Origin of the sequence: Cellulophaga sp. 3_MG-2023, assembly GCF_030546975.1 — a bacterium.
GTDB lineage: Bacteria > Bacteroidota > Bacteroidia > Flavobacteriales > Flavobacteriaceae > Cellulophaga.
Map to the genome: position 1 here is coordinate 943,641 of NZ_JAUOPS010000001.1, position 14,022 is coordinate 957,662.

The 14,022-nt window shown below is 30.7% G+C and carries 14 protein-coding genes; 11 read left to right on the plus strand and 3 right to left on the minus strand.

What is annotated here, in order from left to right:
* Positions 1-2: 2 nt before the first annotated feature.
* The 4 genes from cydB to Q4487_RS03985 all read left to right on the plus strand — a co-directional run bounded on the left by cydB (position 3) and on the right by Q4487_RS03985 (position 3,633).
* Complete coding sequence (gene cydB, locus Q4487_RS03970) at positions 3-1,076, plus strand: cytochrome d ubiquinol oxidase subunit II (protein WP_303541562.1); 1,074 nt, start codon at positions 3-5, stop codon at positions 1,074-1,076.
* Between the two features lie 14 nt (positions 1,077-1,090).
* Complete coding sequence (locus Q4487_RS03975) at positions 1,091-1,399, plus strand: hypothetical protein (protein WP_303541560.1); 309 nt, start codon at positions 1,091-1,093, stop codon at positions 1,397-1,399.
* Positions 1,400-1,519: 120 nt separating this feature from the next.
* The gene (locus tag Q4487_RS03980; RefSeq protein ID WP_303541558.1) at positions 1,520-2,290 is read left to right on the plus strand and encodes a LexA family transcriptional regulator; all 771 of its coding nucleotides are present in this window, start codon (positions 1,520-1,522) and stop codon (positions 2,288-2,290) included.
* Positions 2,290-3,633: an exonuclease domain-containing protein gene (locus tag Q4487_RS03985; RefSeq protein ID WP_303541556.1), complete on the plus strand. Its 1,344-nt coding sequence runs from the start codon at positions 2,290-2,292 to the stop codon at positions 3,631-3,633. The genes Q4487_RS03980 and Q4487_RS03985 overlap by 1 nt, the downstream gene beginning before the upstream one ends.
* A 1-nt stretch (position 3,634) precedes the next feature.
* Here the strand turns inward: Q4487_RS03985 and Q4487_RS03990 are convergent, their stop codons facing one another.
* Positions 3,635-4,021 (minus strand): YchJ family protein, encoded by a 387-nt coding sequence (locus Q4487_RS03990; protein WP_100895710.1) that lies wholly within the window; start codon positions 4,019-4,021, stop codon positions 3,635-3,637.
* Positions 4,022-4,404: 383 nt separating this feature from the next.
* Between Q4487_RS03990 and Q4487_RS03995 the strand changes: the two genes are divergently transcribed.
* Both Q4487_RS03995 and Q4487_RS04000 read left to right on the plus strand, forming a co-directional pair.
* Positions 4,405-6,699 (plus strand): PAS domain S-box protein, encoded by a 2,295-nt coding sequence (locus Q4487_RS03995; RefSeq protein ID WP_303541551.1) that lies wholly within the window; start codon positions 4,405-4,407, stop codon positions 6,697-6,699.
* 7 nt (positions 6,700-6,706) lie between these two features.
* Positions 6,707-7,111, plus strand: coding sequence for a response regulator (locus tag Q4487_RS04000; RefSeq protein WP_100895708.1), 405 nt, complete (start codon positions 6,707-6,709; stop codon positions 7,109-7,111).
* 53 nt (positions 7,112-7,164) lie between these two features.
* On the opposite strand, the gene Q4487_RS04005 is transcribed toward Q4487_RS04000, so the two are convergent.
* Entirely contained in the window at positions 7,165-8,115 is a 951-nt protein-coding gene (locus Q4487_RS04005; RefSeq protein ID WP_303541548.1) for a phosphoribosylaminoimidazolesuccinocarboxamide synthase, read from the minus strand.
* 9 nt (positions 8,116-8,124) lie between these two features.
* Positions 8,125-9,078, minus strand: a complete 954-nt coding sequence (locus Q4487_RS04010) for a PhoH family protein (protein WP_100895706.1) — start codon at positions 9,076-9,078, stop codon at positions 8,125-8,127.
* 128 nt (positions 9,079-9,206) lie between these two features.
* Here Q4487_RS04010 and Q4487_RS04015 point away from each other — a divergent pair, with 128 nt between their 5' ends.
* From Q4487_RS04015 to dnaN, 5 genes are all read left to right on the plus strand, one after another.
* Entirely contained in the window at positions 9,207-10,037 is an 831-nt protein-coding gene (locus tag Q4487_RS04015) for an S-adenosyl-l-methionine hydroxide adenosyltransferase family protein (RefSeq protein WP_303541546.1), read from the plus strand.
* Positions 10,038-10,334: a putative quinol monooxygenase gene (locus Q4487_RS04020; protein WP_100895704.1), complete on the plus strand. Its 297-nt coding sequence runs from the start codon at positions 10,038-10,040 to the stop codon at positions 10,332-10,334. It abuts the gene before it with no gap.
* A gap of 4 nt (positions 10,335-10,338) precedes the next feature.
* Positions 10,339-11,070 (plus strand): gliding motility-associated ABC transporter permease subunit GldF, encoded by a 732-nt coding sequence (gene gldF, locus Q4487_RS04025; RefSeq protein WP_303541542.1) that lies wholly within the window; start codon positions 10,339-10,341, stop codon positions 11,068-11,070.
* Positions 11,070-12,737, plus strand: a complete 1,668-nt coding sequence (gene gldG / locus Q4487_RS04030) for a gliding motility-associated ABC transporter substrate-binding protein GldG (RefSeq protein ID WP_303541540.1) — start codon at positions 11,070-11,072, stop codon at positions 12,735-12,737. Before gldF ends, gldG begins: the two co-directional genes overlap by 1 nt.
* Positions 12,738-12,865: 128 nt before the next feature.
* Positions 12,866-13,987: a DNA polymerase III subunit beta gene (dnaN, locus tag Q4487_RS04035; protein WP_100895701.1), complete on the plus strand. Its 1,122-nt coding sequence runs from the start codon at positions 12,866-12,868 to the stop codon at positions 13,985-13,987.
* Positions 13,988-14,022 lie beyond the last annotated feature (35 nt).

The following is a 14,022-nucleotide window of genomic DNA, read 5'->3' on the forward strand; positions in this document are numbered from 1 at the left end:
CTATGGAAGTATTTTGGTATATTACAATAGCTATTGTTTTAGCTGTATTTTTTATTTTGGATGGCTATGATTTTGGTGCAGGGATAATTCATTTATTCTTTGCAAAAAAAGAAGAAGACAAAGAGGTTATTACAAAATCTGCAGGACTATTCTGGGACTCTAATGAGGTTTGGCTGGTTGCTGCTGGTGGTATGCTTTTTATGGCTTTCCCCACATTTTATGCCTCAGTTTTTAGTGGCTTTTATTTACCATTAATAATAGTGTTATGGCTTATTATTTTTAGAGCAATAGGATTAGAGTTTAGAGGTCAATTTAATTACCAAATGTGGAAAGATATTTGGGACAAATCTTTTGGCGTTTCTAGTTTACTATTAGCCCTTTTCTTTGGAATTGCACTTGGTAATATTGTTAGAGGCGTAAATTTAGGCAGTGTAGAAAATGGCGTATCTGCTCATGAAGGGCATTATTTTTTCTTACCATTATGGGACAGCACTTTTAGTCCGTTAAGTAAAACACCAGGTATTATAGATTGGTTCACACTAATTATAGGTATAATATCTGTGGTTACACTTGCTATACACGGTGCTAATTGGATTATTTTAAAAACAAATTCATCAATAAATAACAAGCTTAAAGGTATTGTTTTTAAGTTAAACATTATACTTGCTGTACTTACTGTATTTTCTTTAATTGTATGGCAAATAGTTAATCCTAGTTCTTTAAATAATTTTGTAGACAAACCATATTTAATAATATTTCCAATTATATATTTAACTGGATTAATTGGCTTGTTTTTTATCAAAAAAATAAAGAAAGATATTTATAGTTTTATATTATCTAGTCTAATTATTTTAGGCGGAATAACATCTTCACTAGCATCGTTATTCCCTGTAATTTTACCTTCTATTAATACTGTTAATGAGCCTTTAACAATATACAATACAGCCGCACCTGAATATGGATTATCTGTAGCTTTAAACTGGGGAATAATTGGCTTTATACTTCTTTTTGTATATTTAATTATACAAAAAAGATTAATGGGTGGCAAAATAGATAAAATGGATTACGGACACTAAAATAAATTATTAGTATGACGGGAACATTAATTTCTTTAATTAGTATTATCATAGGTATAATAGCTGCAAACCTAACTGCTTTTTTTTATAAAAAATACTCTTTTGGTTTTACAGGAAATACTCTAATTGGTGTTTTTGGTAGCGTGTTTTTAATTAAATCTTTTGGCAGACTAGGCTTTGATGCCTGGTCTATAATGCAATATGGTACATTTAATAATAGTTTATTTATAATTAACTGTTTCGTTTCTGCTTTAGGTGGTGTATTAGGACTTTATTTATTAAAAAAAATAAAAAATAAAGTAAACAAAACAACAATAAATTAGCTTTAGATATACGTAAACAGCTTATAAGCAAATAAGTACAATAAATTGAGTATAAATAAAAATACAAGTTACATTTTTTAGCTACAATTAATTGCAATTATTGTTTACATTTGTAGCATTATGATTTTTATTGCTACAAATATTCGCCATTTAAGAAGCTTAAAAGGTGCTACACAAGAGGGTTTAGCTAAAAACTTAGGTATTACAAGAGCCCGTGTAAGTTCTTATGAAGAAGGCCGCTCTGCACCTACCATAGAAACCCTTATCCAATTATCTGATTATTTTAAATTACCTATAGATATTCTTGTCCGTAACGACCTAAGTAAAGCTGCAGATGCATCTTTTATAGAGATTGGCAACCAACGTGTTCTTTTTCCTATTACAGTAGATGTAGACAATGACAATCTTATAGAAATTGTTCCTGTAGCTGCCTCTGCAGGTTATTTAGCAGGCTATGATGATCCTGAGTATATAGAGCAATTGTCTAAAATTAAACTTCCTTTTTTGCCAACAGGCAAGCACAGAGCTTTTCCTATAAAAGGAGACTCTATGTTACCTATGAAAAATGGAGCTTTTGTTATTGGTAAATTTATTGAAGACAGAAGAGATATTATAAGTGGAAAAACGTATGTTTTAGTTACACTTAACGACGGTATGGTTTATAAAAGAGTATACAACCAAATTGAAGAAAACAACACCCTAAAGTTAGTATCTGACAATAGTGATTACCAAGCTTATGAAGTATCTATTGATGAAATATTAGAAATATGGGAATTTACCTGTAGTATTAACACACAAGAATACACAGAGGAAGAGCTTAAAATAAGCAGTATAATTACAATGTTTAATACGCTTGGTGTAGAATTAAAAGCATTAGAAAAGTCACTATAATGATGTATACTATTATTGATGTAGAAACTACCGGACAAACTAATAGAATTACAGAAATTTCTATTTTTAAGTTTGATGGCAAAAAAGTTGTAGACGAGTTTACCTCTTTAGTAAACCCAGAATCCGTAATACCTTATTACATTACTACACTTACAGGTATAGATAATGCAATGGTTGCCAATGCGCCTACTTTTGCAGAAATTGCTCAACAAGTGTTAGATATTACCGAGGATACCATATTTGTAGCTCATAATGTAAATTTTGACTACAATGTAATACGCAATGAGTTTAAGGCTATAGATAAAGATTTTAGACGTAAAAAACTGTGTACAATTCGTTTGTCAAGAAAACTTATACCTGGCCACAAGTCTTATAGCTTAGGAAAAATATCTAAAGACCTAAACATTACTATAGAGGGCAGGCACAGAGCAAGAGGCGATGCAGAAGCTACCGTTACACTTTTTAAAATTTTGCTAGCGCAAGATGATGCAGAAACTGTTTTTAATAGTTTCCTTAAAAAAACATCTAAAGAAGGTGCTTTACCTTCTCACCTACCTACAGAGGTTTTTAATAAAATACCTAATACACCTGGTATTTATTACTTTAAAAACAAGAAAGGAAAAATTATCTACATTGGTAAAGCAATAGACTTAAAAAAAAGAGTACTTTCTCATTTTTACAGTAAAACACAAAAATCTTTAGATATGTGTAGGGAGACTACAGATATAGATTTTGAACTATCTGGTAGCGAATTGCTAGCATTATTAATGGAAGATGCTGCTATAAAACAACACTACCCAGAGTACAACCAATTAGCTAAAAGAAACCTAAAAAACTATGCTGTTTTTAGTTACACAGACCGTAAAGGAATAATGCATTTGGCATATAACACCTTAAAATCTAGTCCTAATCCTTTAAAAATATTTTCTAATATAAGGCAATGCAGAGCTTATGTAGAAGAACTGTGTTTTTTATTTAACTTATGTCCTAAATACTGTCATTTACAAGAGGGTGTAGCCGCCTGTAACCACCATAAAATTAGTTCTTGTAATGGTATTTGCAGAGACAACGAAGCTCCTGAAGCTTACAACCAAAGGGTTAACCTTGCAATACAACACATTAAAGATGTAGCCGAGTTAACGATTTTAAAAGAAAAAGGCCGCACCGAAGAAGAAGAAGCTTTTGTTTTACTAAAAAATGGCACATATATGGGCTATGGCTTTATTGATAAAACAGAAACTATTAAAAATAATGAAGATATAGAGAACTATTTGATACCTCAAAAAGATAATTTAGATATTCAAAAAATATTGCGTGGTATTAAAAAACAAAAACTAGTTTAACTTAGTTACCATCTACATAAACCCAATGTCCATTTTCTTTACTAAAGTTAGAAATTTCATGTAAAATTATAATGTTAGAATCTTCCATATAATAAGCTTTAAACTCTACCTTACCTGTAGTATTGTGTTTGGCACCTTTATCTGTGTCTAGAACAGATAACTTAATCCAATGAACAGAGTTTGTCCAATCTTTAATTTCTTTTCTCCCTCTCTTTCCTGGTCGTGTTTTACTATGGTGACTTTTTTGCAAATAATCAATATTTGCAAGCACAAAAGCACTATATCTAGAACGCATTAACTGTTCTGCTGTTTGTACCTTAGTGATGTCTAAATGAGCTTTTTCACAACAATTTTTATAAAGCTGTGTTGGTGTACAAGGACATTGCATAAACTGAGTTATTTGCTATAATTAGCTGATTACTAAGTGATAAAATTAATAAATACTTTCTAAACTTATAGTATATGTAACTTTTTTTTAATTAATTGTATTATTTTACAATCTAAAAATAAGGAGTTTTATATATAAAACTCCTTAGTATTTTTCATTTTTTTCAAGTATAATTTGATTTATCTGTAATTATAATCTTTCAAAATAAATATAAACAACTACTATTTAACAACTTAAAGTAGTCTTTTATCGAAAACAAATAAACAATATGAACATTTATTAGTAACAAGGCTCAATAATTTCAATAAAATGGTTATTTTTAGAATGTTGTATCCCCCTACCAAAACAACATTTTCGCTTACAAAGTTTATAAAAAAAATATAATGCATAAGGCTATTGAAAATAATCCTAAAATTAAAAATACACTAGATCGTATTAATAATGTTGCTCGTATTGGTATATGGGAATTGAATTTAGACACAAAAAATTATAAACTAGACAAAATTACTTGTGAGATTCTTGATTTAGAAAATAGAGAAGTAATAAATCTAAAAGAAACAATTACATTATTTAAAGATAAAAAACATAGAAAAAAAATAACAGAATTAATGTCCAACTTAATTAATAGTGGTATTAGTTTTGATGAAGAAGTTGCTCTAGAAACCGTAAAAGGTAAAAAAATATGGGCGCGTAAAATTGGCTTAGCTGATATAGAAAATGGAGTCATAACCCGTGTTTATGGTATTTTTCAGGAAATTACCGAAATTAAAAAGACAGAACTTCAATTACACTCTGTAAATAGTGAATTAAAATCAATTATTAATTCAAGTGCTGTATCAATAGTATCTATAGATAAAGAAGGCAATGTAAGGCATTTTAATTCTGGAGCAGAAAATCTATTAGGCTTTAAAGCACAAGAAGTTATTGGAAATCTTGCCCCTACTTCTATTTTATTAGAAAACGAAGTAAAATCGTTAAGTGAGGAATTTGCTGCAAAGTATAATAAAGAGTATATGGATAATTTTAATCCATTTTACGAGTTAGCATTACAAAATATTAAAGACACAAGAGAATGGACTTTTCGTAAAAAAAATGGAACATTATTTCCTGTAGAACTTTCCTTAACTCCGCTAAGAAATGAGTTAGATGAACACCTAGGAATTCTAGGAATTTTTTATGATATAACAGAAAGAAAAAACGCTGAAAATGAACTCATAAAAAAGAATCAACTCCTAAACTACGCAGAACAAATTACAATGATTGGTAATTGGAGTTGGAATATGATTACCAACGAAATTAATTGGTCTACAAATATGTATAATATTTTTGGCAGAGATGCTATATTATACCCAACAATACCCTTTGAAACATACTTTAATCATATACATCCAGAAGATAGAGAAAAAGTTTCTAACTTTATAGATGACACAGTAAAGGTAAATAAGTTTACTGATGTATTACACCGCATTGTTTTAGAAGACGGCACAACAAAAACAGTACATTTATTAGGAGAACTTATTACTAACGAGTTAGGAGAACCTATTGAAATGATGGGCACCTGCCAAGATGTAACACAGTTACGAATGGCCGAAATTAAATTTAGAGGTCTTTTAGAATCTGCTCCTGATGCCATGTTAATTATTGATGAGAATGGAGTTATACAAATTAGCAATAAACAGGCAGAAAAATTATTTGGCTACCCATCTGCAGAATTATATCATAAGCCTGTAGAACTTTTTATACCTGAAAAGTTTATGCACAGATATGAAACAAATAATAATAATTTTTTTACGAGTGCAAAAACAAACAAAATAGAAGGTAGTGAAGAGTACTTTGCTGTTAATAAACAAAAAGAAAAAATTCCTATTCAGATAAGCTTATCTCCTTTAGAGACAGAAGAAGGCTTACTTATATCTGTAGCTATTAGAGATATTACAGAACAAAAACATAATGAATATAAAATAACTAAAGCCAAAGAAAGATTAGAGGTTTTAACAGATAACCTATTAAATAAAAATAGGCAATTAGCAGATTTTGCACATATTACATCGCATAATTTAAGAGCTCCTGTTAGCAATTTAAATTCACTTTTAGGCTTTTATAACAGTGCTACAGATGAAGAAGACAAAGCAGAGGTATTTAGTAAGTTTGAGATAGTTATAGGGCACTTAACAGAAACCTTAGACACACTTGTTGAAGCTTTAAAAACATCTAACGGAGCACCTACAGAACTAAAAAAATTAAAGTTTGAAACCATTTTAGACAAAACTAAAGAAATACTAACTGGTGAAATTCAAAAAACCAACGCTACTATAATAAGTGATTTTTCTATAATTCCATCTGTATTATATAGTCAGTTATATTTAGAAAGTATTTTTTTAAACTTAATTAGTAATGCATTAAAATACAAGTCACCAGATCGTGACCCTGTAATACACATACAAACACAATTAGTTAAAGACCGTATAACATTAACCGTAGAAGATAATGGCTTAGGCATAGACCTAAAAAGACACGGACACAAATTGTTTGGTCTTAACAAAGTATTTCACAGACATCCGCAGGCAAAAGGAATTGGTTTATTTATGACCAAAGTACAAATAGAGTCTCTTGGAGGAACTATAACTGCTAAAAGTGAAGTAAATAAAGGAACAATTTTTATAGTAACCCTAAACTAAAATAATTATGAAAAACCATTTTAACATCTGTATTATTGATGATGATGACATCTATCAATTTACAATAGTAAAAACAATAAAAGCCTTAGGCTTAGCAAAAAAAATTATGGTTTTTTCTGATGGAGAAGAAGCAAAAGATTTTATGCTAGACAATCTTGAAAATAATTATGAATTACCAGATGTAATCTTCCTAGACAACAATATGCCAATTATGGACGGTTTTCAGTTTATGGAAGAATATGCAAAATTTAAACCTAAACTAGATAAAAAAATTACTGTTTATATGGTTTCTTCGTCTGTTGACCCTGTAGATATAGAACGTGCTAATAATGTATCTGAAATTAATGGATATATTATTAAGCCTATTAAACCTGGTCAATTAAAATCTATTATAGAAAATTTAGAAGTATAAAAATAAAAAAGACCGCTATAAAATAGCGGTCTTTTTTTTAATATTTTACAGTACTATAATGTTTTTAAACAAGCTAAAACATTAGTTTCTATACGGTTTTGTATATCTGTTATATCTGCCTTTACAAATGTTTCACCTGTAATATTCTCATATAATTCTATATATCTCTCAGATACAGATGCTATATATTCATCTGTCATTTCTGGTAGTGTTTGTCCCTCTAATCCTTGAAAATTATTACTAATTAACCATTGACGTACAAACTCCTTAGATAATTGTTTTTGTGCCTCTCCTTTTTCTTGGCGTTCTGCATAGCCATCTGCATAAAAGTAACGAGAGGAATCTGGCGTATGTATTTCATCAATTAATACAATTTTACCATCCTTAGTTTTTCCAAACTCATATTTGGTATCTACCAAAATTAAACCGCGTTTAGCTGCTATCTCTGTACCTCTTTTAAACAAAGCAAACGTATACTCTTCAAGCTGTTTGTAATCTTCCTCAGATACTATACCGCGCTTAATAATATCTTCCCTAGAAATATCTTCATCATGGTCTCCCATTTCTGCTTTAGTTGCTGGCGTAATAATTGGTGTAGGAAATTTATCGTTCTCCTTTAAGCCATCTGCCATTGCAACACCACAAAGCATACGTTTACCAGCTTTATACTCGCGAGCTGCGTGCCCAGACATATACCCACGTATTACCATTTCTACCTTAAAAGGCTCGCAAGCGTGACCAATAGCAACGTTAGCGTCTGGTGTTTGTAGCAACCAGTTAGGAACAATACCTGCTGTATCATTCATCATTTTTGTGGCAATCTGGTTTAGAATTTGCCCTTTGTACGGTATTCCTTTTGGCATAACTACGTCAAAAGCAGAAAGCCTATCTGTTGCTACCATTACCATAATATCATCCTCTAAACGATATACTTCTCTAACCTTACCCTTATAAACGTCTACTTGTTTAGGAAATCTAAAATTGGTATCTGTAATTGTATTCATTAGTACATTTTAATTTTGATGCTCTATATTTTTGTATGCTTCTATAACTTTTTTAACCAATTTATGCCTTACAACGTCTTTATCATCAAGGTAAATAATTTTTATACCTTCTACATTGCCCAGCACTAGTAAAGCTTCTTTTAATCCAGAAATTACCCTACGTGGCAAATCTATCTGCCCTGGGTCTCCTGTTAATAAAAACTTTGCATTTTTACCCATACGTGTTAAAAACATTTTCATTTGGGCGTGTGTTGTATTCTGTGCTTCATCTAAAATAACAAAGGCATTATCTAATGTTCTACCACGCATAAAAGCCATAGGAGCAATTTGTATGGTGCCATTTTCTATGTAATGTGCTAATTTTTCTGCAGGTATCATATCACGCAAAGCATCATATAAAGGTTGCATATAAGGATCTAGCTTTTCTTTTAAATCTCCTGGTAAAAAACCTAGGTTCTCCCCTGCTTCTACTGCTGGTCTTGTTAAAATAATACGCCTTACTTGTTTTTCTTTTAGCGCTTTAACAGCCAATGCTACACCAGTATAAGTTTTACCTGTACCAGCTGGTCCTATAGCAAAAACCATATCGTGGTTTTTAGCAGCTTCCACCAGTTTACGCTGGTTGGCGGTTTGTGCTTTTATTAGCCTACCGCTAACTCCGTGTACCAAAACGTCTCCACTACTTACCTTTGTAGCATAGTCGTCTTGACTATTGCTAGTAAAGACTCTTTCTATAACATTTTCGTCTATTTTATTATACTTAGCAAAATGTGTCATAAGCATTGCTAAACGCTTATCAAATTCTTCTAAATGCTCATCATCTCCGTAGGCTTTAATTTTACTACCACGAGCAACAATCTTCAGTTTAGGAAAGTATTTTTTCAATAAATCTATATGCGCATTTTGATGCCCAAAAAATTCTCTGGGACTTATTTCTGTGAGTTCAATTATGATTTCGTTCAAATGAAAAAATGTATTAAAAGGTTAGGACGTAAATATAAATTTTAGTTGGCTATTTTTTTATGTAATTTTGTATAACAAATTTAATCAAAATCACTGCACCACGGTAAAAAACATATCAACAGTCATAAATGACAATACTAACACTAACTACTGATTTTGGATACAAAGACCATTTTGTTGGCGCACTTAAAGGAGCAATCTTCAGCGAGGTTGAAAATGCTACCATTGTTGATATTTCTCATAGTATAAACCCATTTAACATACAGGAATGTGCCTATATTCTTAAAAACTCTTATAAAACGTTCCCAAAAGGAACAGTACATATTGTTGGCGTAGATGCCGAGTTAACAAGAGAAAACGAGCATATAATTACTTACGTAGACGGACATTATTTTATTAGTGCAAACAACGGTGTTGTTTGTTTAATAACTTCTGAAGTTAAACCAGAAAAAATAGTTTCTATTAATATACCAGACACTAAAGATGGGTCTTTCCCAACTTATGATGTGTTTGTAAAAGCTGCTTGCCACTTGGCACGTGGCGGAAAAATGGAAGTTGTTGGCAAACCGTTTGATAATTTAAAAACTTTTAAAGATTTTGTACCACAACTTATAGACGGTGGCAAAACTATTATAGGCAACATTGTTTATATAGATAACTATGGCAATGTGGTAAGTAATATTCAGAAAAACTTATTTGACGCTTATAAAAACGGTAGAGATTATGAGGTTAGAGTACGTGGCAAGGTTTTAAAAACAATACATAATAAGTATAGCGATATTATTAATTATGAGGTTGAAAAAAATAGACGTAATGGTCCTGGTGACTTGTTAGCTTTGTTCAATTCATCTCAATTTTTAGAACTTGCTATTTATAAAAGTAATTTAACTACAGTTGGTGGTGTATCTACCCTATTAGGGTTAGATTATAGAGACACAATAACCATTAATTTTTTATAAATGATAGTACGCATTGTAAAATTGACGTTTAAAACTGAAAATATTGTTAGCTTTGAAAACATATTTAATGAGTCTAAGCATTTAATTAGAAATTTTGATGGTTGTAATTTTTTAGAATTATACCAAGATAAAAATAACCCAACTATATTTTTTACTTATAGTTACTGGGATAATGAAAATGCTTTAGATGTCTACAGACACTCAGATTTATTTACTGGTGTTTGGGCAAAAACTAAAATATTATTTGCTGCTAAGCCAGAGGCTTGGACTGTAAATAAAAATGAAACTTTAAATTAATTAGATGTACGCCATTTACAAACGAGAAATACAATCGTTTTTTACGTCGCCAATTGGCTATATGGTCATTGGCTTGTTTTTAATATTTAGCGGCCTGTTTTTATGGGTCTTTAAAGGAGAATATAATATTTTTGATTACGGTTTTGCAGACCTTAGTAACTTCTTTTTTTTAGTGCCTTGGATATTTTTATTTTTAATACCTGCTATTACAATGAAAAGCTTTTCTGAGGAACGAAAAACAGGAACTTTAGAGTTACTTTTTATAAAACCAATTTCTTTATGGCAAACGGTTTTAGGCAAATTTTTAGGTACGCTTACCTTAGTTATAATTGCTATAATACCTACCTTTTTATATGTGTACTCTTTGTCTCAACTTGGGCAAACAATTGGCAATATAGATATGGGAGTTGTGTTTGGTTCTTATTTTGGACTTTTATTTTTAATGGCTAGTTACACAGCTATTGGAATTTTTGCTTCTACCCTTTCTCAAAATCAAATAGTTGCATTTTTACTGGCTTTAATTCTTTGTTTTGCCTGCTTTTACGGTTTTCAAGGTATTAGCACATTGTTTACAGACGGTAGCACATCTGTTGCTATAGCCTCATTAGGAATGAAAGCACATTTTGAGAGTATTGCACGTGGTGTTATAGATACAAGAGACTTAATTTACTTTATTAGCTTAACAGTGTTTTTCTTGTTTTTAACAGTTATTCAACTTAAAAACTTAAACCAGTAATGAAAAAGACTTTTACCTCCGTAGCCATTGGTTTTATTGCTTTAGTTGTATTAAACATAGCATCAAACTTTATATATACAAGAATAGATGTTACAGAAGATAGTAGATACACATTATCTAATGCTGCATTAGAAACTGTACAAGATTTTACAAACCCTGTTATTATAGATGTTCTTTTAGAAGGCGAAATGCCAGGCGAATTTGTAAAATTACAGTCCGAAACCAAACAAATATTAGAAGAATTTAAAGCAGAAAATAGCAATATAAAATTCAACTTTATTAATCCTTTAGAAACCACAGGGTCGTCTGAAAATGCAATTGCAGAAATGCAAAAATTAGGATTAACGCCTGCTAATGTTACTGTAGAAGAAAATGGTAAAGTATCTCAGGAATTTGTTTTTCCTTGGGCAATGGTTAACTACAATAATAAAACGGTAAAAGTTGCCTTGCTTAAAAATAAACTAGGCGCAACTACAGAAGACCGTGTTACTAACTCTATACAGCATTTAGAGTATTCTTTTGCAGATGCTTTTAGTAAATTAAGTATTAAAGAAAAAAAGAGAATAGCTGTTATTAAAGGTAATGGTGAGTTAAAAGATATTTATTTAGCAGATTACCTGTCTACCATTAAAGAATACTATAATATTGGTGCTTTTACATTGGATTCTGTTGCTAGTAATCCTCAAAAAACCTTAGAGCAATTGCAAGAGTATGATCTTGCTTTAATAGCTAAACCTACAGAGCCTTTTACAGATAAAGAAAAATACTTGCTAGACCAGTACATTATAAATGGTGGTAAATCTATGTGGCTTATAGATAATGTAAGTATGGAGTTAGATAGTTTATTTAACCAAGAAGGGCAATCTTTAGCTTTTCCTAAAGACTTAAATTTAAAAGATTTTTTCTTTAAATACGGCTTACGCATAAACCCTGTTTTAGTTAAAGATATATACGCTACACAAATTGTTTTAGCACAAGGAGACGGTAACAACTCTCAATACAATCCTGTACCTTGGCCATTTAACCCAATGGTTTTTTCTAGAAACGATCATCCTATAAACAACAATTTAGAAGCATTGCGTTTTCAATTTGCAAATTCTATAGATGTTTTAGATAATAACGAATATAAAAAGGATATTTTATATTACAGTTCTCCATTATCTACAGTGGTAGGTACACCAAATATTATTAGCTTAGATTTGGTTAATAAGGCTCCTAATAAAGAAGAATATAACAACGGAAATAAACCTTTAGCTGTTTTGGTAGAAGGTAAATTTAAATCTGTATACAACAACCGCGTAAAACCTTTTTCTTTAAAAAACAGCAAAGAAGTTGGTGCAGAAAATAAAATGTTGGTTATTGCAGATGGTGATGTTATAAAAAACCAAATAAGCAAAGGAAAGCCTTTACAACTTGGTTATGATAAATGGACAAACAACGCTTACGGGAATAAAGATTTTATGGTGAATAGCGTAAATTACCTGTTAGATGATAGCGGACTTATAAACATCCGAACAAAAAAAGTTGCAATTCCGTTCCTTGATAAAGAAAAAATAGTGGCACAAAAAACCAAGTGGCAACTTATAAACATAGCATTACCAGTGGTTTTAACGCTACTATTTGGTTTTATATTTAATTATTACAGAAAGCAGAAATACGGTAAATAAGTGTTAATAAGTTTGTTTTCGTTAAAAGGACAATTAAAATATCTTTGTTTCAAGGATTTTTTAAGATTTTTAAGAAGACTTTAAGGCATTTGAGAGCCTAACCATAAATGAAGAAAATTATATAGCTGATGAAATTTATAGTATCTAGTACTTATTTGTTAAAGCAATTACAAGTTTTAGGCGGTGTTATCAATAACAGTAACACATTGCCAATTTTAGATAATTTTTTGTTTGAATTAAAGCAAAACAGTCTTACTGTTTCGGCTTCAGATTTAGAAACTACAATGAGTTCTGTTCTAGAAGTAGATTCTGATAATGAAGGTACAATTGCTTTACCTGCAAAATTATTATTAGAAACTCTTAAAACTTTTCCAGAGCAACCATTAACATTTGTTGTAGAGGAAAACAATACAGTAGAAATTAGTAGTAACCACGGTAAATATGCTTTAGCGTATGTAGATGGTGCAGAATTTCCTAATGCTGTAGAATTATCTAACCCAAGTACTACAACTATTTTAGGTGATATTTTAGCTACTGCAATTAACAAAACAATTTTTGCTGCTGGTAATGATGATTTAAGACCAGTAATGAGTGGTGTATTTTTTCAGTTTTCTCCAGAGAATCTAACGTTTGTGGCAACAGATGCTCATAAACTTGTAAAATACCAACGTACAGATGTTACAGCTAGCCAAGTAGCAGAATTTATTATGCCTAAAAAGCCTTTAACATTGTTAAAAGGTATACTTGGTGGTAGTGAAAATGATGTTACTATAGAGTATAACGAAAGTAACGCTAAGTTTACTTTTGATAAAACAGAACTAATTTGTAGATTAATTGATGGTAAATACCCTAACTATGAAGCGGTAATACCAAAAGAGAATCCAAATGTATTAAGCATCTCTAGAACACAGCTTTTAAGCTCTGTTAGGCGTGTTTCTATATTCTCTAACAAAACTACACACCAAATACGTTTAAAAGTAGCTGGTGCAGAATTAAACATATCTGCAGAAGATATAGATTACAGTAACAAAGCAGAAGAACGTTTAACATGTTCTTACCAAGGAGACGATATGCAAATAGGGTTTAACTCTAGATTTTTAGTAGAAATGCTTGGTAATTTAAGTTCTGATGATGTTTCTTTAGAAATGAGTTTACCAAACAGAGCAGGTATTTTAACGCCTATTGATGGTGTAGATGAAGGTGAGCACGTAACTATGCTTGTAATGCCAGTTATGCTTAACAACGCATAAACTAAAATACCCAACATAAAAAACCAAAAAAGAGG

Excerpts from the sequence above, each read along its gene's own strand:
- Q4487_RS04005 (WP_303541548.1), bottom strand. The coding sequence starts at position 8,115 with ATGAATACAATTACAGATACCAATTTTAGATTTCCTAAACAAGTAGAC.
- Q4487_RS03985 (WP_303541556.1), top strand. The coding sequence starts at position 2,290 with ATGATGTATACTATTATTGATGTAGAAACTACCGGACAAACTAATAGA.
- dnaN (WP_100895701.1), top strand. The coding sequence starts at position 12,866 with ATGAAATTTATAGTATCTAGTACTTATTTGTTAAAGCAATTACAAGTT.
- Q4487_RS03980 (WP_303541558.1), top strand. The coding sequence starts at position 1,520 with ATGATTTTTATTGCTACAAATATTCGCCATTTAAGAAGCTTAAAAGGT.
- Q4487_RS03995 (WP_303541551.1), top strand. The coding sequence starts at position 4,405 with ATGCATAAGGCTATTGAAAATAATCCTAAAATTAAAAATACACTAGAT.
- Q4487_RS03975 (WP_303541560.1), top strand. The coding sequence starts at position 1,091 with ATGACGGGAACATTAATTTCTTTAATTAGTATTATCATAGGTATAATA.
- Q4487_RS04015 (WP_303541546.1), top strand. The coding sequence starts at position 9,207 with ATGACAATACTAACACTAACTACTGATTTTGGATACAAAGACCATTTT.
- gldF (WP_303541542.1), top strand. The coding sequence starts at position 10,339 with ATGTACGCCATTTACAAACGAGAAATACAATCGTTTTTTACGTCGCCA.
- gldG (WP_303541540.1), top strand. The coding sequence starts at position 11,070 with ATGAAAAAGACTTTTACCTCCGTAGCCATTGGTTTTATTGCTTTAGTT.
- Q4487_RS04000 (WP_100895708.1), top strand. The coding sequence starts at position 6,707 with ATGAAAAACCATTTTAACATCTGTATTATTGATGATGATGACATCTAT.
- Q4487_RS04020 (WP_100895704.1), top strand. The coding sequence starts at position 10,038 with ATGATAGTACGCATTGTAAAATTGACGTTTAAAACTGAAAATATTGTT.
- cydB (WP_303541562.1), top strand. The coding sequence starts at position 3 with ATGGAAGTATTTTGGTATATTACAATAGCTATTGTTTTAGCTGTATTT.
- Q4487_RS03990 (WP_100895710.1), bottom strand. The coding sequence starts at position 4,021 with ATGCAATGTCCTTGTACACCAACACAGCTTTATAAAAATTGTTGTGAA.